At 62.5% G+C, this 22,846-nt stretch carries 21 protein-coding genes; 8 read left to right on the top strand and 13 right to left on the bottom strand.

Translation table 11 applies throughout. The features are described from left to right. Positions 1 to 49 precede the first annotated feature (49 nt). Together BLP76_RS03945 and BLP76_RS03950 are read right to left on the bottom strand one after the other, a co-directional pair. Entirely contained in the window at positions 50 to 1,708 is a 1,659-nt protein-coding gene (locus BLP76_RS03945; protein WP_092809707.1) for a peptide ABC transporter substrate-binding protein, read from the bottom strand. A 44-nt stretch (positions 1,709 to 1,752) separates the two neighbouring features. Then, positions 1,753 to 3,312, bottom strand: a complete 1,560-nt coding sequence (locus BLP76_RS03950) for an ABC transporter ATP-binding protein (RefSeq protein ID WP_092809709.1) — start codon at positions 3,310 to 3,312, stop codon at positions 1,753 to 1,755. A 376-nt stretch (positions 3,313 to 3,688) separates the two neighbouring features. Here BLP76_RS03950 and BLP76_RS03955 point away from each other — a divergent pair, with 376 nt between their 5' ends. From BLP76_RS03955 to dusA, 3 genes are all read left to right on the top strand, one after another. Continuing rightward, positions 3,689 to 4,294 carry a helix-turn-helix domain-containing protein gene (locus tag BLP76_RS03955; RefSeq protein ID WP_092809711.1) on the top strand — a complete coding sequence of 202 codons (606 nt, stop codon included), beginning with the start codon at positions 3,689 to 3,691 and terminating at the stop codon, positions 4,292 to 4,294. Between the two features lie 23 nt (positions 4,295 to 4,317). Then, the gene (locus BLP76_RS03960; RefSeq protein WP_092809713.1) at positions 4,318 to 5,622 is read left to right on the top strand and encodes an NAD(P)/FAD-dependent oxidoreductase; all 1,305 of its coding nucleotides are present in this window, start codon (positions 4,318 to 4,320) and stop codon (positions 5,620 to 5,622) included. A 273-nt stretch (positions 5,623 to 5,895) separates the two neighbouring features. Continuing rightward, entirely contained in the window at positions 5,896 to 6,894 is a 999-nt protein-coding gene (gene dusA, locus BLP76_RS03965; RefSeq protein ID WP_280139903.1) for a tRNA dihydrouridine(20/20a) synthase DusA, read from the top strand. A 42-nt stretch (positions 6,895 to 6,936) separates the two neighbouring features. Here the strand turns inward: dusA and BLP76_RS03970 are convergent, their stop codons facing one another. Next, positions 6,937 to 7,587: a TIGR02281 family clan AA aspartic protease gene (locus tag BLP76_RS03970; RefSeq protein ID WP_092809717.1), complete on the bottom strand. Its 651-nt coding sequence runs from the start codon at positions 7,585 to 7,587 to the stop codon at positions 6,937 to 6,939. Between the two features lie 19 nt (positions 7,588 to 7,606). Then, positions 7,607 to 8,392, bottom strand: a complete 786-nt coding sequence (cobS, locus tag BLP76_RS03975) for an adenosylcobinamide-GDP ribazoletransferase (RefSeq protein ID WP_092809719.1) — start codon at positions 8,390 to 8,392, stop codon at positions 7,607 to 7,609. Positions 8,393 to 8,557: 165 nt separating this feature from the next. On the opposite strand from cobS, the gene cobT reads away from it, so the two are divergent. Beyond that, positions 8,558 to 9,604, top strand: coding sequence for a nicotinate-nucleotide--dimethylbenzimidazole phosphoribosyltransferase (gene cobT / locus BLP76_RS03980; RefSeq protein WP_420867618.1), 1,047 nt, complete (start codon positions 8,558 to 8,560; stop codon positions 9,602 to 9,604). A 68-nt stretch (positions 9,605 to 9,672) separates the two neighbouring features. On the opposite strand, the gene BLP76_RS03985 is transcribed toward cobT, so the two are convergent. After that, positions 9,673 to 11,232 (bottom strand): sensor histidine kinase, encoded by a 1,560-nt coding sequence (locus tag BLP76_RS03985; RefSeq protein ID WP_092809723.1) that lies wholly within the window; start codon positions 11,230 to 11,232, stop codon positions 9,673 to 9,675. A gap of 123 nt (positions 11,233 to 11,355) precedes the next feature. On the opposite strand from BLP76_RS03985, the gene BLP76_RS03990 reads away from it, so the two are divergent. The 3 genes from BLP76_RS03990 (at position 11,356) to BLP76_RS04000 (ending at position 13,204) form a co-directional block, all read left to right on the top strand. Beyond that, complete coding sequence (locus BLP76_RS03990; RefSeq protein ID WP_092809725.1) at positions 11,356 to 11,964, top strand: glutathione S-transferase family protein; 609 nt, start codon at positions 11,356 to 11,358, stop codon at positions 11,962 to 11,964. A 4-nt stretch (positions 11,965 to 11,968) separates the two neighbouring features. Further along, on the top strand, positions 11,969 to 12,652 hold the full coding sequence (locus tag BLP76_RS03995) for a uracil-DNA glycosylase family protein (RefSeq protein ID WP_244514408.1): 684 nt from the start codon (positions 11,969 to 11,971) through the stop codon (positions 12,650 to 12,652). 63 nt (positions 12,653 to 12,715) lie between these two features. Continuing rightward, positions 12,716 to 13,204, top strand: coding sequence for an Lrp/AsnC family transcriptional regulator (locus BLP76_RS04000; protein WP_092809729.1), 489 nt, complete (start codon positions 12,716 to 12,718; stop codon positions 13,202 to 13,204). Here BLP76_RS04000 and BLP76_RS04005 read toward each other — a convergent pair. The 3 genes from BLP76_RS04005 to BLP76_RS04015 all read right to left on the bottom strand — a co-directional run bounded on the left by BLP76_RS04005 (position 13,167) and on the right by BLP76_RS04015 (position 16,853). Beyond that, positions 13,167 to 15,200: a B12-binding domain-containing radical SAM protein gene (locus tag BLP76_RS04005; RefSeq protein ID WP_092809731.1), complete on the bottom strand. Its 2,034-nt coding sequence runs from the start codon at positions 15,198 to 15,200 to the stop codon at positions 13,167 to 13,169. The genes BLP76_RS04000 and BLP76_RS04005 overlap by 38 nt on opposite strands. Before the next feature lie 81 nt (positions 15,201 to 15,281). Further along, complete coding sequence (locus tag BLP76_RS04010; protein WP_139163681.1) at positions 15,282 to 15,650, bottom strand: hypothetical protein; 369 nt, start codon at positions 15,648 to 15,650, stop codon at positions 15,282 to 15,284. Between the two features lie 300 nt (positions 15,651 to 15,950). After that, positions 15,951 to 16,853: an NAD(P)-dependent oxidoreductase gene (locus tag BLP76_RS04015; RefSeq protein ID WP_280139908.1), complete on the bottom strand. Its 903-nt coding sequence runs from the start codon at positions 16,851 to 16,853 to the stop codon at positions 15,951 to 15,953. A 150-nt stretch (positions 16,854 to 17,003) separates the two neighbouring features. On the opposite strand from BLP76_RS04015, the gene ade reads away from it, so the two are divergent. After that, positions 17,004 to 18,800: an adenine deaminase gene (gene ade, locus BLP76_RS04020; RefSeq protein WP_092810144.1), complete on the top strand. Its 1,797-nt coding sequence runs from the start codon at positions 17,004 to 17,006 to the stop codon at positions 18,798 to 18,800. An 11-nt stretch (positions 18,801 to 18,811) separates the two neighbouring features. Here the strand turns inward: ade and BLP76_RS04025 are convergent, their stop codons facing one another. From BLP76_RS04025 to mobA, 5 genes are all read right to left on the bottom strand, one after another. Continuing rightward, on the bottom strand, positions 18,812 to 19,714 hold the full coding sequence (locus BLP76_RS04025) for an ABC transporter permease (protein WP_092810146.1): 903 nt from the start codon (positions 19,712 to 19,714) through the stop codon (positions 18,812 to 18,814). 11 nt (positions 19,715 to 19,725) lie between these two features. Continuing rightward, entirely contained in the window at positions 19,726 to 20,436 is a 711-nt protein-coding gene (locus tag BLP76_RS04030; RefSeq protein WP_409976979.1) for an ABC transporter permease, read from the bottom strand. Positions 20,437 to 20,504: 68 nt separating this feature from the next. Continuing rightward, positions 20,505 to 21,278, bottom strand: a complete 774-nt coding sequence (locus BLP76_RS04035; RefSeq protein ID WP_092809739.1) for an ABC transporter substrate-binding protein — start codon at positions 21,276 to 21,278, stop codon at positions 20,505 to 20,507. Between the two features lie 196 nt (positions 21,279 to 21,474). Then, positions 21,475 to 21,990: a molybdopterin-guanine dinucleotide biosynthesis protein B gene (mobB, locus tag BLP76_RS04040; RefSeq protein ID WP_092809741.1), complete on the bottom strand. Its 516-nt coding sequence runs from the start codon at positions 21,988 to 21,990 to the stop codon at positions 21,475 to 21,477. Between the two features lie 11 nt (positions 21,991 to 22,001). Continuing rightward, positions 22,002 to 22,679 (bottom strand): molybdenum cofactor guanylyltransferase MobA, encoded by a 678-nt coding sequence (mobA, locus tag BLP76_RS04045; protein ID WP_280139904.1) that lies wholly within the window; start codon positions 22,677 to 22,679, stop codon positions 22,002 to 22,004. Positions 22,680 to 22,846: the final 167 nt, after the last annotated feature.

The raw sequence follows: 22,846 nt of genomic DNA on the forward strand, positions 1-22,846 counted from the left end.
GTGGGCGTGAAGCCCGCCGCCGCAGAGGCGGCGACGGGCGCCAGAGAGGTTAGCTGACCCAATACCAGCTGGCGGCGTTCCAGGATTCCGTTCGGGTGTTGCCGTTGGGCTCGAAGCCTTCGATCTCGGATTTGCGCCCGTGAATGTAGTTCTCTGCAAAGAGCGGCAGGTATGGCAACTCGTGACGGACGATCTGTTGCACCTCGTCGTAGATGGCCTTGCGTTCAGCCGGGTCGAAGATGCGCGTGCCCTTTTCCAGAAGCTCGTCGATGCGGGCGTTCTTGATCTGCCAGTTGTTCGAGCCAGAGCCGCCCTGCGCGGTGATCGCTTTAGAATGGAAGCGGTTGGTGACGTCCGGGTCCGAGCCGATCAGAAAGGTGATGCCGACAACCGCTGTATCGAAGCGCGACTGCATCCAGAAATCGCCCCACATGACCGCAGCCGGCATGTTTTCGATCGTCATCTCCACGCCGACCTGTTGCAGCATCTGCTGGACGAATTGCTGCATCTGCTCGCGCAGATGGTTGCCGGACGTGGTGGAGTTCTTGAAGGAAAGCCGCACGCCGTCCTTTTCGCGGATACCGCCCGCGCCGCGTTTCCAGCCGGCCTCGTCGAGAAGCGCATTGGCTTTGTCGGGCGAGTATTCGTGCAGCGGCAGGTCAGCATAATAATAGTAGGAGCTGCGCGGTACGTAGTTTTCAACCGAGCTCGGCACGCCGTAATAGATCGCGTCGATGATCGCTTGCTTGTCGATGGCCGCGTAAAGGGCCTCGCGCACCGCGAGTTCCTTGAACTGGGGACGCTCCAGGTTGAGCGCGATCGTTTCAATCGATGGCGCCGGCTGCAGCATCAAGGTCCGGTCGGGAAGGGTTTTGGCTTCCTCGTAATTGTCGGGCGTGATGTACATCCGGCCGAGCAGATCGATGTCGCCGCTGCGGAACTGGGTGAAGTGAACAGTGATGTCGGGGATGTACTTGAAGACCAGCTGTTCGAGGTAGGGGCCTTCGCCGTGATAGTCGGCATTGGCGACCAGCTCGACGCGGTCACCGGCGAGACGGCGGTCCCATTTGAACGCACCGGTGCCGATCGGGCTCTGATTGAAGGGAGCGCTGTTGGGATCCTCGACGCCTTCGAAGGCATGCTTGGGAATGATGAAGGTTTCTGTCAGGAAGGACAGGTAGGGGGAGAACGGCTCTTCCATCCTCCACGTCAGTTCCGTCGGAGAGACCACGGTGATGTCTCGCACAAACGCGTGTCCGGCCGTTCGCCAGGCGCGGAAATCGGGATTTACGATCAGCTCGAGCGTGAATTTCACGTCTTCTGCCGTAAACGGCTTGCCGTCGTGCCATTTCACGTCGTCGCGCAGCTTGACGCGCCACTCGGTGCCATCCTCGGAAATGCCGCCGTTGGCTTGGGTGGGGACCTCGGTTGCGAGGTTGGGCACGACCTCACCTTCCGGCGTAAAGCGGAACAAGGCGTCGAAGAGCGAGAAGTGAACGCCGTCATCGACTTCGATTTTGACCATCAACGGGTTGAAGACGGTGGGTTCCTGCACGAGGCCCACGATCACCCGGCCCTCCGGTGCGCCCTCGGTCTGCGCAAAGGCCGGCTTGCCGAGCAGGTTGGGTGCCATCAGCGTGGCGCCGGCGGCGCCCACAAGCCCGAGCGCCCCGCGCCGCGTCAAAGTGATACTCGTCTTCTTGGTCATCGACACTTCCCTCTTGAAATGAACGGGTTGGTGGGTTGGCGGCTTCAGGCGGCCGCCTTTTCCCCTGGAATTGCTGCCACCAGTTCTCGCGTGTAGTCGCTCTGGGGATTGAGAAAGATCTGCGAGGGCGGCCCCATCTCGACGATGCGGCCCTTCTGCATCACGGCAATTTCGTCACTGATCTGCGAGGCGACGCGCAGGTCGTGGGTGATGAACACCATCGAAACGCCGGTTTCCCGCTGGATCCGGTCGAGCAGCTCGAGGATCTGTGCCTGGATGGACACATCCAGTGCCGAGACCGATTCATCTGCAACGAGGAGGCGTGGTTTGAACATCAGTGCCCGGGCGATGCCGACACGCTGACGCTGGCCCCCGGAGAATTCGTGCGGGTAGCGATCGAAAGCACCAGGATCGAGGCCGACCTCGGTGAGCAAGGCGAGCGCCTCGGCCTTTGCTTTTGAAAACGACATGCCATGCGCGCACGGACCGACGGTCAGGATCTGGCCGATGGTCGAGCGCGGGTTGAGGGAGGCGAACGGATCCTGAAAGATCATCTGGATCCGCGGACGAAGCGGGCGGAACTCGGCCTCGGACATCGGGGCAATATCCGTGCCCTCGAAGAAAATCTCACCGCCGTCGCTTTCGATCAGCTTGACCAGAAGGCGACCCATCGAAGACTTGCCCGAACCGCTTTCTCCCACGACGCCAAGCGTGCGACCCGGCAGCAGGTCGAAGCTCGCGCCCTGAACCGCTTTGACGACGCGCTCGGTGCCGAACATCCGACTGCCGCTGCGATAGGTCTTGACGAGGTTGCGAACTCTCAGAATGGGCGTGTCGCTGCGGGCGACATGAGGCGTGCGGTCCTGGCCGATAATGTGAGGAACCGCTGCGATCAGGTGCTTGGTGTAGGGATGGAAGGGCGTCTTGAGGACCGTGTCCGCATCGCCCTGTTCGACAATCTTGCCTTTTTCCATCACCACGACGTTGTCAGCGATCTCGGCCACCACGCCGAAATCGTGGGTGATGAACACGACGCTCATATTTTTGCGGTGCTGGATGTCTTTGATAAGCGTCAGGATTTGCGCCTGAGTGGTGACATCCAGGGCGGTGGTCGGTTCGTCGGCGATCAGGATGCCGGGCTCGAGCGCGAGCGCCATGGCGATCATCACGCGTTGCCGCTGGCCGCCGGACAGCCGGAACGGGTATTGCCGGTACATCGTCGTAGGCTCAGGGAGCCCGACCTCTTTCAGAAGCTCGACAGCGCGGGATTTGCGTTCGGCCTTGGTGCCGACCCCGTGCGCGGACATGACTTCGACGATCTGATCGCCGACCGTCATCAGAGGATTGAGCGCCGAGAGTGGGTCCTGGAAGATCATGGAAACCTTCCGCCCGCGCATGTCGCGAAGCGCCGCGGGATTCATGGACTGAATCTCCGTGGTGCCCACGTAAATGCTGCCTTCACTGATGCGAATACTGAAGGGAAGGAGCCCCATGATGGCGTTCGCGGTGATCGACTTTCCCGATCCCGATTCCCCGATGATGCAGAGAATCTTGCCCGGCACGAGATCAAACGAGATCTGTGAGACAGCGTGGGAGCGCTCCATCCCCTCGGGGAGGTTCAATGTCAGGTTTCTGACCGAAAGCGCGGCGTCCTGGCCGAGCGGGCGCGGGTTAGGCTCGATTGTCACGAAACGCTCCTCCTGCCATGCTTGACGCAGGGGAGCATATATTGAAATTAGCTGCAAGAATTTTGATGGTGGGCTACTATCGACAGGGTCATTTACTCGTGATTTTTATGCGCAAGTCATGGATTTATAAAGAGAAAATAGGTTGCGGCTAATTTTCAGGCGCCGGTAGAAATGAGGCATTTCCGATTGAAATTTCAAAATTTTGCGTGCACTGTGCAAGTTGCGAGGACGCCGTCAGACATTGCTGAATCCGGCCTTCTGCTGACACACGCTTGCCGGAAGGGAGCCGTCTATGGATCAGAAGTCCGGCTTTAGCGCCGAGCATTCCGAAGAACATGTTGGGGCCACTCTGCGCCTGTTGCGCAAGCAGAAGGGAATGTCTCTGAAGGCGCTCGCCGAGGCGTCGGGCGTTTCCGTGGGCATGATCAGCCAGGTCGAACGCGGTCTCGCCAATCCCTCGGTGCGTTTGCTCACATCTTTGCGGCGGGCGCTGAACGTCTCGTTTCAGGAGCTCTTCGCCAAGCCTGCATCCGAGACGGAGCACGAAGGCGATGCCGACTTTGTCAGGCGCGCTGACAATCGCCCGGTCATAGATCTCGGGGATTTGCAGAAGGAATTGCTGACCCCGACGGATAAGCCACACCTGCAGCTGATGATCATTCACATCGATGCGGGTGCTGAATCGGGTGGATGGGCGCTCAGTTATCCTGCCGAAAAGGGCGGTCTCGTCCTCGCCGGAGAGGTTATCTTAAGTGTCGACGGCAGGAACGTCGCTCTCTCGCAGGGCGATAGTTTCGCCTTCGACGGGATGCGTCCTCACAGCTTGAGCAATGTGAGCTCCGAGCCGGCTTCAGTGCTCTGGATTATCGGCGCGGTTCAGTTCGATCGCCATTTGTAAAACCATCCTTCAGAGATAGGCCAATGTCGAAAACTGCTCAAATTCAGAACAGCCCTTATTGGTGGGTCGCCGCTCCTGTGCGGCCGCTGCCGGTGCAGCCCCTTCCGCAAAAGACCGACGTTCTGATCGTCGGGGCCGGCTTTGCGGGGCTGACCGCCTCGGTGATCCTCGCCCGTGCAGGCCGGTCTGTCGTCGTCGTGGACAAGATGATGCCGGGCGAAGGCGCCTCCTCGCGCAACGGGGGCATCACGAGCGGCAATATTCGGCCGAGCTTCGACGAGCTCTCTCGCCGCTTTGGCGAAGACCGCGCGCTTGCCATCGAGGCCGAAGGCAAGACGGCCCGGAAATTTCTCTACGACTTCATTCGCACCGAAAAGCTCGATTGCGATTTTCAGCCGGTGGGCAAGTTTGGTGGCGCCATCGGAAGGGAGCAATATGAAGCCGGTGCGCGCACGGCAGAGACGCTGCACAAGCGGCTGGGAATAGAAACCTTCGCCGTGCCGCAGGCCGAGCAATCCCGCTATATCGGCAGTGATTTCTATCGCGGCGGCCATGTGCGCATGGACATCGGCGGGGTGCACCCGGCGAAGCTCGCCGCAGAGATTTTGCGCCTCGCACTGGAGGCCGGTGCCGCCGTGCACTCCGGGACCGAGGTGAAGGGCGTTCGTCGCGACGGCGCCGAATTCTCCGTCGAGACCTCAGCGGGCACCGTCTCGGCCCGCCAGGTTCTCGTCTGCACCAACGGCTACACCGATGGCTCCGATCCCTGGTTGCGGCGTCGTCTGATCCCGGTTCGTAGCCGGATCATCGTGACAGATCCGCTGCCCACGGAGGTGATGGACCGGTTGATGCCGAGCCGGATGATGTACAGCGAAGGCCTGATCCTCGGGAATTATTTCCGTCCGACGCCGGACGGCACGCGCATCCTTCTGGGCGGGCGCGACGCCTCGAGCGGTACCGACGAAGCTGGGCCGACGGAGAAGATCCGCCAGGGCTTGCTGCGGATCTTCCCCGAGCTGAAGACCGTGGGCCTCAGTCACAGCTGGTATGGCCATGTCGCCATGAACTGGGATATGGTTCCCCGCGTTTTCGAGCGCGAAGGCGTGACCTATGCCACCGGCTTTTGTGGCTCTGGCGTCGTTTGGGCGCCCTGGCTTGGAACCCGCGCGGCGCACAAGCTGCTGGGAGACGATCAGGCCCGCAGCGCCTTCGAGTTCCGTCCCCCGGCGGCGATACCCTTCTACAACGGCAAACCTTATTTCCTTCCCGCGCTCATCCAAGGCTATCGTCTGCGCGACCGGCTGTCCCTGGCGCGTGCCACGCGCTGAGAAGGGACGGGGGTTCTCCCCGCGCTCTGCAAGCTGGCCTTTGTGCCGCTCGCGGACGCGCACATCTTGGACCGGGCCGTTGCAGAGCGGCCCGGCCATCTGGCCGCTTCCCGTGCTCAATCAGGGCTTAGCATTGAAAAGAGCCAGGAAATCGTTTCATTCTGCTCCAGGGACGGACAATCACATAGGCGAGGTGGCGATCTCGCAGATCGCTAGATAGGGCTTTCGGCTCCTGTCCGTTCGATGCCGACAGTGTTCTGTGTTGGAAATTAAGTGACTGACTATCTGCACAAATTTGCAGTTGCCCCGATGATCGACTGGACCGATCGGCACTGCCGCTATTTCCATCGCGGGCTGACGCGGCGGGCGCTTCTCTATACCGAGATGCTGACGGCCGATGCCCTCATTCATGGCGATCGCGATCGGCTGCTCGGTTTCGATGCTGAAGAACATCCCGTCGCTCTGCAGCTTGGCGGCAGTGACGCGGCGAAGCTTGCCGAGGCTGCCCGCATCGGGACCGATTTCGGCTATGACGAGATCAATCTCAATGTCGGATGCCCGTCCGACCGCGTGCAATCGGGCACGTTCGGCGCCTGTTTGATGCGCGAGCCGGAGGTCGTCGGACGCGGCGTCGCCGCGATGAAGGCGGCCGTCGATCTGCCGGTCACCGTGAAATGCCGTTTGGGTGTCGACGATCAGGATATCGAGACGGCGCTCGATGCGCTCGCCGATCAGGCCTTTGCGGCGGGAGCCGATGTGCTCTGGGTGCATGCGCGCAAGGCCTGGCTTCAGGGCCTGTCGCCGAAGGAAAATCGCGACGTGCCGCCGCTCGATTACGACCGCGTCTATCGGCTGAAGATGCGCTGGCCGGATCGTTTCATCGGCATCAATGGCGGCATCACGGATCTTGCGGCGGCAAAGGCGCATCTGGAGAAGGTCGACGGCGTCATGCTCGGCCGTGCCGCCTATCAGGATCCGGGCCTTCTCGCCGGCGTCGATCGCGAGATTTATGGGGTTGATGCGTCCGCCCCCGACCTCATCGCCGCGGCCCGGCGGATGTGCGCCTATGCCGAGGCGCATTGCGCCGCGGGCGGGCGCATGGCGGCGGTGACGAAGCCGATGATCGGCCTCTTTCACGGGCGGCCGGGCGCGCGCATCTGGCGGCGCATCCTGACCGTCGAAGGCGTGAAGGCGGGCGCCGGGCCGGAGGTCATTGAGAACGCTCTCGCAGGCCTTGCGGAAGCCGGCGGGCTTGAAAGTCTCGCCGCCTGAGCGCGAAACCCGAGCGGAGCCCGATCAGCTCTGAGGCGTGATTCAGCTCTGCGGTGTGATGATGAGCTCGCCGTTCTCCACCCGCCATGAGGCAAAGCGGTTGAGCACGTTCATGCCGAGAAGGTTGGAGAAGAGCTGGCCCTCCTGCGCCACGCCGGCCGGAACGTTGTTCAAGGTGAGGGGGCCGATCTTGAGCGTATGGATTTCGGCGCGCGCCTGCAGCGTGATGCCGTTCGCCGTCTCCACCATCCGGTCGAAACGCAGGGCCGTCACGTCGATGCCCGCCCGTGCGGCGTCCTCATAGGTCAGGACGAGGCTCGAAGCGCCTGTATCGACCAGGAAGTCGAGCTCATGACCGTCGACATCGGCGGTCAGCTTGAAATGCCCGTTGGAGCTGCGGCCGACATTGAGCACCTGTCGCCCGCTGTTGTCGACGCTCACCGTCATGCGGCCGGGGGCCAGAACGTCGATCACAGGTCCGGCAAAGCGCGTCAAAGGCTCGCGATAGGCATAGACGACGACCAGCCCGACGACGAGGGCGACCCAGATGAGGGCGTGTTTCGCGGCCGTGCCGAGGCGTCCACGATAGGCGGTGAGGCCGCCGAAGACGAGGATCAGGACGCCAAGAAGATAGACGACGCGAGGCCACTCCGCGTCGCCGGAACCGAAGATGATAAGCGATTGGTCGAGCATGGGCCCCCAAATGGGGATCTCATGCCCCGAGTGCCAGAGTTGCGAACAGGATTGTGGCCGCAATCTGTTCCGAGGCGCCGATTGTGTCGCCGGTATGCCCGCCGATCAGCCGCCGCGCCATGCCGCTGAAGGTGAAGACGCCGAGTGTCGCCAGAATGATGGCGAGGATGCCGGTGAACGGGAACATGACGATGAGAATGAGGATTGCGGGCACGCTCAGGAGAACCGCGAAGCCGAGATCTTTGGTCTTCGGCCAGCCTGCCCAGCTGGCGACGCCGTCTGTTCGAGCCGGCGGAAGGCTCGTCCAATGGGTGTAGGCGAGGGCGCGCGAAAGGGCGGCGACGCAGATGATGGAAAAGGCGCCGACGCCGACGCTCTGCGAGATTTCGCCGAGTGCGACCACCTTGATGATCACGGTGAAGAGGAGGGCGAGGAGCGCGTATGTGCCGATGCGGCTGTCATGCATGATCTCAAGCCGCTGTTCGCGCGTCTTGCCACCGCCAAAACCATCGGCCGTGTCGCCGAGCCCGTCTTCGTGCAGCCCGCCGGTGATCAGTGCCATTGAGCCGAGCGCGACTGCGGCCGCGAGCACCGTCGATCCGCCGAAGGAGATGATGAGCGATAAGACGACCGCCGGGGTGAGCGCGATCAGCATCCCCGCGAGCGGCAGGCAGGCGGCGGAGACCGAAAGCGGGCGTTCTTCGCTCGGCTCGGGCTTGGCGCGAATCGGCAGGCGGGACAGGAAGGCGAGGCAGGCGCGAAGGTCCTGCGGCAGGCGGGTGAAATGTTGGGCGAGCGAGCTCATGCGAGCCTCCGGCAGGATAAAACCTGGCTACCATTAGGCCTGCGAGGGGGGCGTTGAAACAGGGCGGGCTGACGCATTGCACTCCTTTGATCGTCGCTTTAAGCGGCTGTAAAGTGGACCTTTCCTCCCCAATGGCTCCTAAAAGAAGTGAGAATTCCATTGTCCATCCGTGATGCCGGCACACGTGCTGCGCCGTTCGACGATTTTCGTGACCTTGTGAAAAACCTTCCGGCTCCGGATGCCGAGGCGCTCGCAGCCGCCCGCGCCCGCCAGGGACGTTTGACGAAGCCTCCGGGAAGCCTGGGCCGTCTGGAGCAGATCGCCATCTGGCTCGCCGGCTGGCAGGGGCAGGAAAAGCCGGTCATCGAGCGCCCGATGGTTGCCGTTTTCGCCGGCAATCACGGGGTGACGGCACGCGGTGTTGCGCCCTATCCGGCCGATGTCACGCAGCAGATGGTGGCGAATTTCCGCGCCGGCGGGGCCTCAATCAACCAGCTTTGCAACTCCTTCAATGTCGGCCTCAAGGTCTTCGAGCTCGCACTCGAACTTCCGACGGGCGATATCGCCGAGAAGGATGCGCTGAGTGAACGCGACTGCGCGGCCACCATCGCCTACGGCATGGAGGCGATCGAGGGCATCGACCTTCTCTGCCTCGGCGAGATGGGCGTCGGCAACACGACCGTCGCTTCGGCGTTGTTCTGCGCGCTCTTCGGCGGCGAACCCGAGGAATGGGTGGGCTACGGCTCCGGCTCGACGGGCGCGGTCCTGGAGGCCAAGATCGAGGCGGTGAGGCTCGCCTGCGAGAGAGTGAAGGGCGAAACCGATCCGCTCGTCATTCTGAAACGCGTCGGCGGCCGCGAGCTCGCCGCCATGGTGGGCGCCGTTCTGGCCGCCCGCATGCAGCGGATTCCGGTGGTGGTCGACGGCTTCGTCACGAGCGCCGCGGTTGCCGTGGTCCACAAGATGGCGCCGGGTGCCACAGATCACTGCATCTTCGCGCATCGCTCGGCGGAGAAGGCGCATCGCCAGGCCGTGGAAGCGATGGGCGGCGCGCCGCTTCTCGATCTCGGCATGCGGCTCGGCGAGGGGACAGGTGCGGCGATTGCAGCCGCCATCGTCCGTGCCGCCGCCTTCACCCATTCCAATATGGCGACCTTCGACGAGGCCGGCGTGTCGGGCGAAGGCGTCAACGTCGATCGCGCTGGCGGCTGAGCTTCCTCGTCTGAGATTTACGAGAGAGCATCGCCCCTCTGATGGCGATGCTCTTATGCCGTTTCCGTTCAGCTCGCCTTGCGCAGCTGCGCGGGTTTGCGCGCCCGCATCAACGCCCAGGTGCGGTTGTCGTCGGTGAAGGCCGAAACGACGCGCTTCGCCGGCAGGATGGCGATCGCTTCCGTACCGATGCCGACCTTGCTGCGCAGGACGAACTGGCCCCCGTGAAGATGAATGAGCGCCTGGACGATGGGGATGCCGAGGCCGGTCCCCTGTTCGGCGTTTTTGATGGAGATCGAGCTCTGGCCAAAGGCTGAGAGCACGATCGGCAGTTCGTCGGCGGGAATGCCCGGGCCGTTGTCGCGCACCGAGATATACTGGCCGCCGCCCTCTGTGCGGCCGACCTTGAGCGCGACCTCGCCACCGGCAGGCGTGAATTTGAGCGCATTGGCGAGAAGGTTGAGCGTCACCTGCCGGATCGCCTGCTCGTCGACGACGATCTTCGGCATGTGCTCCTCGAAAGCTTCCGACACCTTGATATTCTTCTGCCGCGCTTTGAGGTCAAGCAGCCCCTTGGCATCCTGTGCGATGCTGACGAGAGAGAGGAGCTCTTCACGCAATTCCCGCTTGCCCGCCTCGATGCGGGAGAGGTCGAGGATCTCGTTGATCAGCTTCAGGAGATGCTGGCCGGAATTGTAGATGTCGTTGAGATAGTCCTTGTAGGCATCGTTCTCGATCGGACCGAGCATCTCGTTGCGCATCACCTCGGAGAAACCGAGAATGGCGTTGAGCGGCGTTCTGAGCTCGTGGCTCATTGTCGCCAGAAATTGCGACTTCGCCATATTGGCCGCTTCGGCCCGTCGCCTGGCCTCATCGGAGACGGCTTTGCCCTGTTCGAGCTCGGCGAGAACGGCGTCCTTTTCCGCGCGCAGCACCAGGCTCTGCGCATATTGCTCGTTGAGCTGGCCGGTCAGGTAAAGAAGCATCGCTTCCGCGCCGAGGGCGCAAAAGGCCACCATCATGTCGATGAGGCTGGGCGACACCATATGCGCCGCACCAAGGCCGATGGCGATCGGCAGCGTGCTGGCGACGGAGGCCGCAGGCAGGGGCGCCGCGACGAGGGCGCTCAAGGACATAAAGACGATGACGGTCGCAAAGCGCACCACGTCGAGGCCGATCAAGGTTTCGGCCGGGGCCGCCATCGGAAACAGAAAAGGAAACACCGCCCAGCCGAGGCCGTAGAGCGCTTCCACCACGACGAAGCGGTTCTTCCAGTCGACCAGCGAGCGCTGATTGGGGGCAAGTGCCGCATAGCGGCGGCAGACGACGGTCGCTGCGAGATGCAGGGCGAGCACGCCCGCGCCCCACACGGCCGCCCATAAAGGGTTGCCGATAAAGCCCATCATCACGGCAAGGACGAGGATGAGCGCAAGCACGATCGGCGAAAACGAGATGCGGTTCCTGGCGTATTGATCCGCCATCTCTTGTTCGAAGTGGAAAAGCGCGTCGCTCGGCCCGCTCTCCGTCGTGACATTGCGCACCAGCGCGCGGGTGATCATATTGCGGCGTGCGGCACGGGACTCGTCGGGCGAAGCCTGCAAAATCGTCGCCTGTGCCACATCCACCATGGGTTCGTCCCCAACTCTTTTCCCGCTTTTTCGTAGTGGAGCGCGGTTAAGATCGGGCGAGCGAAGATGGTTAAGAGGCCGTAAGGCCGCGGTCCGGGCAGAAGGGCCGAGACGGAGGTGAGAGTGAAGTTATTCGATGGTGGACGTGCTCCGAACCCCCGCAGGGTACGGATTTTCCTGGCCGAAAAGGGCCTCGAAATACCTCTCGAGCCCGTCGATATTGGCAAGAAGGAGCATTATTCGCTCGATTTTCTTCGCCTCAATCCGATGCGCCGCCTGCCGGTGCTTGATCTCGACGATGGCACTGCTCTTTCGGAAACGATGGCGATCTGCCGTTATTTGGAGGCTCTGCATCCCGAACCGGCGCTTTTCGGAAAGAGCGCTTTGGAGCAGGCGCAGGTGGAAATGTGGAACCGCCGCATCGAGCTCGATCTCTATACGCTCGTGGCCGGGATCTTCCGCCACTCACACCCCGCGATGTCGGAACTCGAAAGACAAGTGCCGGAATGGGCGGCAGCCTGCCGCGAGCGGCTGCCGGAGCTTTTGGCCTTCCTCGACCGTGAGATGCGAACGCGGGAGTTCATCGCGGGCGACAGCTTTTCCGTCGCCGACATTACCGCGCTCGTCACTTTCGACTTCATGAAGCCGGCAAGAGTGGACATTCCGGAAGATTTTGCCGCTCTGCGCGACTGGCATGCGCGTCTCAAGGCCCGTCCAAGCGCGTCTGCCTGATCGCGTGGCTGAAACGCCTTCCAAAGAGACGCCTGAAACAGCGGAGGCGCTTGCCGCGCGCATCCGCTTCTGCCGCATCTGTGTGGAGCGGCCGTTCGCGTCACCCCTGCCGCATGAGCCGAATCCGATCCTGAGGATTTCTTCCACCGCGCGCTTGTGCATCGCGAGCCAGGCGGCAGGCACGCTCGCGCATGCCACGACGACGCCGTTCAACGATCCCTCTGGCGAGCGCCTGCGTGCGTGGCTCGGCGTCACGCGCGAGGAATTCTACGACGTCTCGAAGATCGCCATCGTGCCGATGGGCTTCTGCTTTCCGGGTCAGGACGAGAAGGGCGGCGACCTGCCGCCGCGGCGCGAATGTGCGCCCTCCTGGCGCGAAGAGGTTTTCAAGTCCATGCCGCAGCTGGAACTGGTGCTGGCGATCGGCCAATACGCCATTGCCTGGCATCTCGGCCCGCTCCGCCGCCGCACGCTGACGGAGACCGTCGCCGACTGGCGGGAGGTCCTCGAGCAATCCGGCCCGCCGCCGGTCCTACCGCTGCCGCACCCCTCCTGGCGCAACAACGCCTGGCTGAAGCGCCATCCGTTCTTTCAAAGCGAGGTCTTGCCGTTCTTGCAGGCGCGTGTGCGCCCGCTTCTAAAGCCGCAGAGCCGAGAGAAGGAGGGTGGAGAGACAGGCGGGGGTTGACGCAGCGCTTGCCTCGTGCGCGCCAACAATGGTCTAACGGCGCAAAATTTGCCCGAGGCCTGAATGGACCGCATTGACCGCATGATCCTGTCTGTCCTGCAGGAGGATGTGACGCTTCCCGTTGCCGAGATCGCCCGGCGTGTCGGCCTGTCGACGACGCCGGCCTGGCGACGCATCCAGAAAATGGAGGAAGACGGCGTCATCAAGAAGCGGGTGGCGGTGCTCGATCCGAAATCGGTCAACGCGCATGTCACGGTCTTTGTCTTCGTGACCACCAATCAGCACAACGAGGACTGGCTTCTGCGCTTTGCCAAGATCATCTCGGATATGCCCGAAGTGGTGGAATTCTACCGGATGAGCGGGCAGGTCGATTACCTCATCAAGGTGGTCGTGCCGGACATCGCCGCCTATGACGCCTTCTACAAGCGCCTCGTCTCCAAGATCGACATCACCGACGTCTCCTCCGCCTTCGCCATGGAGAGGATCAAGGACACGACGGCCCTGCCGCTCAACTTCATGCAGCTCGACCCGCCGCAGAAGACGAAGGGGTAAGAGGTCCGAGCGCCGGTTGTGAGACAGGCTCCGCTCGGTGCGTCAGCACGGGTGCGAGAGCCGGAAAGCTCTCCACGATCGTCTTGAGCGGCACATCCTGTGGCATGAACTCCAGGACGAGCACGGCGTCGCGGTTCGTTTCGAGGATCGTCCCGGCATGCGTGTTCACGACGAAAAAGCGCAGCTCCGACCCTGTCTCCTTCTGCAGCGCGAACCAGGCGATGTCCCTCCGCCAGCGGGCATCTTCGTCGAGGCGGCTGTCGAGGTCGGCCAGCTTCGTGCGCAGGGCGTCACGCTCGTGTCGGGCGAGAAGGAGAAGAAGATGCTCCCTCGGAATCCAGCCGCCGTAGCGGTAGGCGCCTGTCTGTCGCTTCATCTCCGAAAAACGCTCGAGCATCCTGGTCGCGTCTGCTTGGGTGAGGCCGCTCTCCACCTCGTAATCGTAGTAGAGCTCGAGAATGCTATCGGTTTTCTCCACCACGCGGCTCACGCCGAAGGCCTCGGGTGATTTCGCGATCGGGGCATTGTGTTCGAAGGAAAACGTCCCCGTCCCCTCCGAGTGGATGATGGCGGAGTTGTCGATGAGGAAGTGCGCCGTCTCCATGGCTTCGGCTTCCGTTTCCGTCGGGAAGCCGAAGAAGTTGAAAGTGTGGTTCCAAATGCCGGCGGCATCGGCGTCCGCGAGATTGGCGTGCATGACGGCGCGCGTGTTGTTCTTCCGCATATGCCGTTGCACGCGCTCGCTGGCGCTTTCCAGACCGATGTAGAGAGAGCGGAAGCCCGCCTCGTACATGTCGCGATAATGCTCGGCCCGGAAGAAGCGCTCGAACTTGTAAAGGCCGGTGAAGAAGTAAGTGCGTCTCGGCAATGCTGCCGGCAGCGTCTTGAAGAGTTTTGGCGGGATCGCCTCGTCATTGAGGGCGAAATGCGTCACGCCGTGACGGGCGTTGAGGCGCTCGACGTCGGCGGCGATGGCTTTCGGATCGCGCACCCGGTAGCGGTCTCCGTAGATCATGCCGTGGTAGCAGAAGGCACACTTGTCCCAGTAACATCCTCGGGCGGAGAGGAGCGGTAGCACGATGTCCGGCGAGAAATATCGGCGGAGATCGAGGTCGCCGAAATCGGGTGTCGGGATTTCCTCCATGGGAAGCTGCGGCGCGAGATCGGTCATGATGATCCGGCCGTTTTCGTAAAAGGCGATCCCGGGGGTGCGTTCACCGCACGGATCGGTGGCCGACAGGAGACGATCGGCCGGAATTTCACCCTCGTAGCGCACCACGATATCGAAGAAGCGACCGAAGAGGGGTTGCAGGGCATCCGCCCGGTCGAGCAGGCGCGAGAATACGCTGCCGCCAACGAGGATTGGGACGCCGGGGAAGCGCGCCTTCAAGGCGGCGCCGAGGGTGAGAGAGGGCAGGATCTGCTCGGTTCCGATCACCGAAATCCCGAAATAGCGCGGAACCTCGTCGATCTCTGCGATCTTCGAACGGACGAACGGCAGGAACGGATTGTCCTCCTCGCTCTCGCAGAAGGCGTCGACCGCGGCCGCGGAGCGGAGAACCCGCGCCGTCGACAGAGATGACGTGCCCACCTCCACCACCGGCTCGGCGACCGAGAATGCGTAGAGGAGCCGCTTCAGCGCGGTGACGCTCTCATAGAAATCTTCCACGCGATCGAGGCAGGCGGGCGAGCGCAGGCGGTCGACCGCGGAGCGCTTTGTCTCGTAGTTGCTGAGGATGCCGAGGGCGAGATAGGCCGAGTTGCGGTAGATCTCGTTCTCTTCCGGCAGCTCGCGTATGTAGCGCATCAGCCGAGCCGAGGCCTTCGCCAGCCTGCGGCGGTCGATGAAATACTCGTAGAACTCGACGTTCCAGTCGGACTGCCGGACACGATGGCCATGGCTCTCGAGGTAGGCCTTGAGCGAAGGCGTCGAGAGAAAGGGCTGGAAGGGCGACCATTGCGGCGGGAAGATGAGGTGAAGGTCGGGTGCCGTCATGGGCAGCCTCCCTGTGCCGGCGCGCCGTGCAGCACGCCGGTCCCTTTGCTGGCGAAACGAGGGGTGAAAGCCTGGCCGCGCCTATTCCGGCTTGGCAATGCCGCGGACGTTGCCGCCCTGGTTCTGGTTCTGATTGTCCATGACTTCGTCGCCCGGCGCGAGCAGAACAGAACGCAGGCTCTGCAAGGCTTGCGGCTTCATGGCAATGAGATCTTCCAGCTTTCCCTGGTTCTGATTCTGGTTGTCTTCGGCCGTCTCACCCATGCCGCGTCCGACGCCGATGCTGCGCAAAACTTCCGGCTTCATCTCCGCGAGAGCGGCCATGTCACCCTGGTTCTGGTTCTGGTTGTCGGCGAGCGCGAAATCATCAGGCAGGCCACCTTCGATTTGACGCATGAGTTCAGGGTGAAGCTTCTCTTTCAATTGGGTAATGAGTGCTGTCTTATCCACGACACACCTCCCTCTCTCCTGAAATTCACAGAAGAACCTTCATTTCAGAAGCAGAAGTAGATTATCAACTTTAAAGGGAGGCTTCAATACGAAAAAGATGCTTCTAGCAGGCGAGATATTAGGAGGATTTTCTGAATAATGGAGAGAAAGAGTTGTGTGGGAGATCCAAACACTTGATCTGAAATGGGTAAAAGCCATAATGCGGCTGCGCTAAATGCAACCTTAGGGTGCTTTTGCGGCGGAAGAATGGTTAACGGACGGCAATCGCGCCGTCCGTACCGCTCTTGGCGAAACTCAGCCTCACTTGAAGCGCTGCAGCCTTTTCATCAGGCTAGACGTGTCCCAGCGCTTGCCGCCCATCGCCTGCACTTCGCCGTAGAACTGGTCGACGAGCGCTGTCACCGGCAGGAGCGCGCCGTTGGTCTTCGCCTCATCGAGGCAGATGGCGAGGTCTTTGCGCATCCAATCGACCGCGAAACCGTGATCGTAATGATCCTCGGTCATGGTCTTCCAGCGGTTCTCCATCTGCCAGCTCTGTGCCGCGCCCTTGGAGATGACGTCGATCACCTTCTCGACGTCGAGGCCTGCCTTCTGCGCGAAATTGATGCCTTCGGAGAGGCCCTGGACGAGGCCCGCGATGCAGATCTGGTTGACCATCTTGGTGAGCTGGCCGGAACCGACCGGTCCCATTAATCCGACCATCTTGGCGTAACATTCGATGACCGGCCGGGCTTTTTCGAAGACCTTGGGCTCGCCGCCGACCATCACCGTCAGCTGACCCTTCTCTGCGCCGGCCTGGCCGCCGGAAACCGGCGCATCCAGGAAGCAGAAACGGTGTGCATGCGCCTCATGCGCAAGCTCGCGGGCGATTTCCGCGCTCGCCGTCGTGTTGTCGATGAAGATCGCCCCGGGCGCAATTCCCTTGAAAGCGCCGCCGCGTCCGAGCGTAACGGATCTGAGATCCTCGTCGTTGCCGACACAGCAGAAAACGAATTCTGCGCCCTCGGCCGCTCGCTCGGGCGTTGGAGCATGCCGACCACCGTGCTCAGCGACCCACTTTTCCGCTTTGTCCTGCGTGCGGTTGTAGACGGTCACCTTATGGCCTCGATGGGCGAGATGCCCGGCCATCGGGTATCCCATCACGCCGAGGCCGATGAATGCAACTTTCGCCATGTTCCGTTCCCTTTTGCTTTGCGCGGCGATTGCTCATGGTTCTAGACAATCAAGAAGGCCTTGTCAGGGGCAGAGCTTTTCCAACATGCCCTGGTCAGCGACGTATCCCAAGCCTTTGACCACATGTTTGGTCAGGTGTTTGCCCGGCTGTTGGCGTCACGCGGCCGTTTGGAGGTGAAAATGACTGATCGTTTCCCGTCCTGGCAGAAGGTGGCACCCCGCCTCGTTGATGTGGCGGCCGGGCGCACGCCGGCCGATCTCGTCATCCGCGGTGGCCGCTGGGTGAACGTGCATTCCGGCGAGATCGTCGAAAACACCGATCTCGCCATCGCTGCGGGGCGCTTCGCCTATTGCGGGCCGGATGCCTCCCACACGATCGGCGAGGAGACCGAAGTGGTGGAGGCCAAGGGGCGCTATCTGGTGCCGGGCCTGTGCGATGCTCACATGCATGTCGAAAGCGGCATGGTGACGGTGACGGAATTCGTGCGGGCTGTCGTTCCGCACGGCACGACGTCGATGTTCGTCGATCCTCATGAGATCGCCAACGTGCTCGGTCTTAATGGCGTTCGTCTCATGCATGACGAAGCGCTGACGGCGCCGATCAACGTGTTTGTGCAAATGCCGAGCTGCGTGCCATCGGCACCGGGGCTCGAAACGGCCGGCGCCGAGCTCGGGCCGGAGGAGGTCGCCGAGGCGATGTCGTGGCCGGGCATCATCGGCCTCGGCGAGGTGATGAACTTTCCGGGCGTCGCGGCCGGCAACGAGCGGATGCTGGGCGAGATCATCGCGTCGGTGTCGGCCGGCAAGACCGTTGGCGGCCATTACGCGTCCCCAGATCTCGGGGTGGACTTTCATGCCTATGCGGCGGGCGGCCCCGCCGACGACCATGAAGGTACGCGCGTCGAGGACGCGATTGCGCGCGTGCGCCAGGGCATGCGAGCGATGCTGCGGCTCGGCTCCGCCTGGTATGATGTCGCCGCCCAGATCAAGGCGGTCACCGAAAAAGGGCTCGATCCGCGTTTTTTCATTCTGTGCACCGACGACTGTCATTCCGGCACGCTCGTCCATGACGGGCATATGAACCGCGTCGTGCGCCACGCCATCGCCCAGGGACTGAAGCCGGTGACGGCGATCCAGATGGCGACGCTCAACACGGCAGAGCATTTCGGCCTGGAACGCGAGCTCGGCTCCATCGCACCGGGGCGCCGCGCCGATCTCCTTCTCGTGTCGGACCTGCCATCACTCAAAATCGATGCCGTCTATGGCCGCGGCCGCCTGCTCGCCGAGAAGGGTGCGCTCGTCGCCGATATTCCGCTCTACGGCTATCCGGAAGAGGCGAAGAACACCGTCCGCCTGGGCCGCAAGCTGACGGCGGACGATTTCGCCGTGCCTGCGCCCAAGGGGAAGGACCGTGTCGGCGTTCGCGTCGTCGGCGTCATCGAGAATCAGGCGCCGACGAAGGCTCTCCAGCGAGAGCTCAGCGTCGTCGACGGGTTGGTTGAAGCCGATATCGCCAACGATGTCGCCCATCTCGCTCTGGTGGAACGCCATCGCGGCACAGGCGCCGTCCAGAATGCGTTCGTGGCAGGCTTCGGCTATAACCGCCGCTGTGCCATCGCCTCCACCGTGGCCCATGACAGCCACCAGATGATCGTCGTGGGCACTGACCGCGCCGATATGGCGATGGCGGCGAACCGGCTCGGCGAAGTCGGCGGCGGTGTCGTGGTGATCTCCGAAGGCGAGGAACTGGCGCTCGTCGAGCTCAAGATTGCGGGCCTCCTTTCGGAGGAACGCGCCGAGGCCGTCGCCGCCAAGGCCGCACGCATGGGCGCTGCCATGCAAAGCTGCGGCTGCCGTCTCAACAACGCCTTCATGCAGCATTCGCTTCTGGCGCTCGTTGTCATCCCCGAGCTCAGGATCTCCGACAAAGGTCTGATCGACGTGACGAAGTTCGAGAAGACCGAGCTCTTCGTGTGAGCCTTTGAGGCTTATGCGCCGAGCTGTTCCGCCACCACCTGCTGGCCGGAGCTGTCCTGCGCCGGCTTGAGATGCCGCGTCAGCCGCCGTTCGGCCGCATCCCAGAGGCGCCGTAGCGCTTCCACGACGACGAGATAGAGCCCCGCGGCCCAGAGATAGACCTGGAAATCGAAGGAGCGGGAAAAGGCAAGCCGCGTCTCGCCCAGGAGATCATAGACGGTGATGACGGAAGCGATCGCGGAGCCCTTGATCATGAAGATGATCTCGTTGCCGAGCGGCCGTAAAGCCGTGATCAGCGCCTGCGGGGCGACGACCTTGATGAAAATGACGACGGGCGAGAGCCCGAGCGCGCGGGCGCCTTCCCACTGCCCGACGGAGATGCCGCGGATGGCCCCGGCATAAATCTCGGCCTGATAGGCGGCGGTGTTGAGCGTGAAGGTGAGGGCGGCGCAATTGAACGCATCGCGGAAAAACCACCACAAACCTGCCGCCTCGAACACCTCGCGAAACTGCCCGGCGCCGTAATAGACGAGGAAGGTCTGGGCAAGCAGCGGTGTTCCCCGAAAGAAATACACAAAGGCAAAAGCCAGCCCGCGCGTCCACCGGTTCTTCGAAAGCCGGCCCGCTGCGACGATGCCGGCCAGAACCGCACCGATCGCGACCGACAAGACGACGAGCTCTATTGTGACGAGGAGGCCGTCGAGGAGCTTTGGCCCGTAGCGCGTCAGAAGTGCTGGGTTCCAGGCGCTGATGAAGAAGACGACCAGCGCGATTGCGATCGCGGCCCACAGCGTCATCAAGACGATGCCGGCGATACGCGCCTTGCTCCAATGCCGGACGGACGCGGGCGGAGGCTCGGCCGGAAGAAGGCGGTCGGACACATAGGCTTGGTTGGCGGCCTGGTTGGCGCTCATCTCGCGCATCGTCATTTCGTGGCCTCGCCGCGCCGCGACCAGCGGTCGATGCCGTTGATGCCGAAGGACGAAATGATGGACAGCACCAGATAGATCATGCAGGCGACGAAATAGAAGAAGAACGGTTGTTTGGTCACGCCGACGGCGACGTTGGTGTTCCGGAGAAGATCGTTGAGGGCGATGACGGAGACGAGGCTCGTATCCTTGAGCAAGATCAGCCAGAGGTTCGAGAGGCCCGGCAAAGCGAGCCGAATGAGCTGTGGAAGGATGACGAGACGCATCGTCGTCGTCGGCCTCAGCCCGAGCGCATAGGCCCCCTCATACTGGCCCTTCTGAATGCCGCGAAAGGCGGACAAAAAGACCTCGCTCGCGAAGGACGCGAAGACGAGCGACAGCGCGATCACGCCAGCCGTGAAAGACGAGAACTCCACATAGGTGTCGAAGAGAAGCCGGAAGAGCTTCTGCAGCGCGATCTGTCCGCCATAATAGATGATGAACAGCGTCAGAAGCTCCGGCAGCCCGCGGAAGATCGTCGTGAAAATCGTGGCTGCCCGGATGAGGCCGGGGTCGTCGCTGTCCTTGGCGAGCGCAAGCAGGAAGCCGAGCACGAGCCCGATCGGCAGCGTCGTCAGCGCCAGCGCGACCGTGACCGCAAGCCCGGCCGCAAGATCATCTCCCCAGCCGCCGCCTCCAAACGACAGGAGGTCCAAAAACTCCATCAGCCCGTCATCCCTGGCGCGGCAAAAAGATGGGGCTCAAGAGCCCCATCCGATGCGTCATGCACGCCGACTTATCCGCCATAGACGTCGAAGTCGAAGTACTTGTCGTTGATTTTCTTGTAGGTGCCGTTCTCGCGGATCGCCTTGATCGCGGCGTTGAGCTTCTCGCGCAACTCGTCGTCACCCTTGCGCACCGCGATGCCGATGCCCGGGCCGTAGATCTTCGGATCGCCCGGCAGCGTCGTCAGGATCTTGCAGCAGGAGCCGTCTTCGCTGTCGACCCACTCCGACAGAACGATGACGTCGTCGAGGGCTGCATCGAGACGTCCGCTCGACAGATCGAGCTTGTATTCGTCGGCCGACGGGTAGAGGCGGATGTCGGAATCCGGGAAGATCTGTTCCGCATATTGCGCGTGGGTCGTGGAGCTCTGGGCCCCGACGCTCCTGTCAGCCATCGATTCGGCGGTCGCTTCCGTGATGTCCGAATCTTTCGGCACAACAATCGCCTGCGGCGTGTCGTAATATTTGTCGGTGAAGTCGACCTTCTCCTTGCGCTCCTCCGTGATCGACATGGAGGCGACGATGGCGTCGTACTTGCCGGCGAGAAGGGCGGGAATGATGCCGTCCCAATCCTGCGAGATGAACTCGCACTTCACCTTCATTTCGTCGCAGAGCGCGTTGGCGATGTCGATATCGAAGCCGACGAGCTTACCGTCGGCCGTGATTTCGCTGAACGGGGGGTAGGCGCCCTCCGTGCCGATACGCAAGGTTTCCTGGGCCTGCGCCGCGCCGGTGGCCAAGACCGCGAGGACCGTTGCAGCCGCCAGTTTTTTGAACAAGCTCATGCTGTCTCCCGAATTTCTTGTTGGATGCGGCCGCAGAAGGCCGCTGGACCTATAATCGGCCCAAACTTTGAGCCTGTGCAACTCTTTAGCAAGCGCCGTGCCTGCGGCAAGGGGACTTGGTCACAGGCAATGCAGGTTTGGCCGGTTCTGCGCCTTCCGGCATAGCCGCGAGACGGGCGAAGACGTGCAGACTGCCTCATTTGGCGGCATCAAGTGACAGCTGGCCGGCGATGAAATCGGCAATTTTCGCAACGTCGTCGAGATGGAAGACCGGAAGCTCGACGTTCCTCACCGGATAATCCGCGGCGACGGCGAGGATCGAGGGATCGCTGTCGCTGAGCGCCTGGCCGGGGCGTCCATCGCGGCGGCGCACTTCGAGCTTCGGGTGAGGCGCTTTCTTGTAGCCTTCGATGAGAATGAGATCGCAGGGCGAAAGCCGCGACACCATCTCCTCGACAGACGGCTCCGCCTCGTCGCCGAGCTCGTGCATCAGGGCCCAGCGATGACCGGAGACGAGGAGCACCTCACGCGCCCCGGCCTCGCGGTGGCGAAACGAATCGGTTCCGGGTTGATCGATATCGAAGGCGTGATGGGCGTGCTTGATCGTGGAGACGACGAGGCCGCGCTCCGAGAACTCGCTGACAAGGCGGGTGACGAGCGTCGTCTTGCCGGAATTCTTCCAGCCGGTGATGCCAAAGATCGGGGGTGCCATCCGCGGGCGAGCTATTCGGCGGCCTGAGTTCGGTTGAGCGCCTCGAGCATCGCCTGTGCCTCGGCCGCGTCCTCTGGCGTGTTGACGTTGAAGAACGGGTCGATCTGGCGGCCGTCGGCTTCCAGATGGTCGAAGGGCACGTTGAGACGCACGTAATGGTCGGCGAAGTCGAGAACCTTGCTCGATTTCGCCTTCTTCAGCCATTCCTCGAGATCGTCGGCAAGCGCGATCGGCCACAATCCGAAGACGGGATGCACGCCGTTGAACGACGCTGCGACGGCGATCGTCGTCTCGTCGTGGCCGCAACCTTCGGACAGCCGCGTGACGAGATCACCGGGAAAGAAGGGTGTGTCGACGGCTGCGCTCGCCATGAAACGCGCCTGCGGACAGAAGACCTGGCTCCAGCGCATCCCGGCGAGAATGCCTGCGAGCGGCCCTGGATTTCCGTCGATGCCGTCGGGAACGACGGGAAGAAGAAATTCGCTGAAGCGCGAGGCGTCGCCATTGGCGTTGATGACGAGTTCGTCGACCTGCGGACGCAGACCGTCCACCACGTAGGAGAGGAGCGGCCGGCCGGCGATTTCCACGAGCGGCTTGTCGTTGCCCATGCGACGGGACAGTCCGCCTGCGAGAATAACCCCCGTGATCGTGCGCGGGGCAGGACGATCTTGGTCGGTCGTCTCGCTCACGAAACCCCGCAGAAACGCTTCGGCTGCGGGATTTTCCGCGCCGGTATCCCGGTGATGAAGGAGCGTCGTCTCGGCAACGGGCTTTCGGCCATCGGTTCGTTTCCTCTTAACCTATATACCTGTCGTGGCCCGGCAGGTGAAGCCGCCAAACGGCGTCTTCCTCAGCC

Source organism: Afifella marina DSM 2698 (genome assembly GCF_900102695.1).
Lineage (GTDB): Bacteria > Pseudomonadota > Alphaproteobacteria > Rhizobiales > Afifellaceae > Afifella > Afifella marina.

Excerpts from the sequence above, each read along its gene's own strand:
- BLP76_RS03945 (WP_092809707.1), bottom strand. The coding sequence starts at position 1,708 with ATGACCAAGAAGACGAGTATCACTTTGACGCGGCGCGGGGCGCTCGGG.
- BLP76_RS03950 (WP_092809709.1), bottom strand. The coding sequence starts at position 3,312 with ATGGAGCGCTCCCACGCTGTCTCACAGATCTCGTTTGATCTCGTGCCG.
- BLP76_RS03955 (WP_092809711.1), top strand. The coding sequence starts at position 3,689 with ATGGATCAGAAGTCCGGCTTTAGCGCCGAGCATTCCGAAGAACATGTT.
- BLP76_RS03960 (WP_092809713.1), top strand. The coding sequence starts at position 4,318 with ATGTCGAAAACTGCTCAAATTCAGAACAGCCCTTATTGGTGGGTCGCC.
- BLP76_RS03970 (WP_092809717.1), bottom strand. The coding sequence starts at position 7,587 with ATGCTCGACCAATCGCTTATCATCTTCGGTTCCGGCGACGCGGAGTGG.
- cobS (WP_092809719.1), bottom strand. The coding sequence starts at position 8,392 with ATGAGCTCGCTCGCCCAACATTTCACCCGCCTGCCGCAGGACCTTCGC.
- BLP76_RS03985 (WP_092809723.1), bottom strand. The coding sequence starts at position 11,232 with ATGGTGGATGTGGCACAGGCGACGATTTTGCAGGCTTCGCCCGACGAG.
- BLP76_RS04000 (WP_092809729.1), top strand. The coding sequence starts at position 12,716 with ATGGACCGCATTGACCGCATGATCCTGTCTGTCCTGCAGGAGGATGTG.
- BLP76_RS04005 (WP_092809731.1), bottom strand. The coding sequence starts at position 15,200 with ATGACGGCACCCGACCTTCACCTCATCTTCCCGCCGCAATGGTCGCCC.
- ade (WP_092810144.1), top strand. The coding sequence starts at position 17,004 with ATGACTGATCGTTTCCCGTCCTGGCAGAAGGTGGCACCCCGCCTCGTT.
- BLP76_RS04025 (WP_092810146.1), bottom strand. The coding sequence starts at position 19,714 with ATGAGCGCCAACCAGGCCGCCAACCAAGCCTATGTGTCCGACCGCCTT.
- BLP76_RS04035 (WP_092809739.1), bottom strand. The coding sequence starts at position 21,278 with ATGAGCTTGTTCAAAAAACTGGCGGCTGCAACGGTCCTCGCGGTCTTG.
- mobB (WP_092809741.1), bottom strand. The coding sequence starts at position 21,990 with ATGGCACCCCCGATCTTTGGCATCACCGGCTGGAAGAATTCCGGCAAG.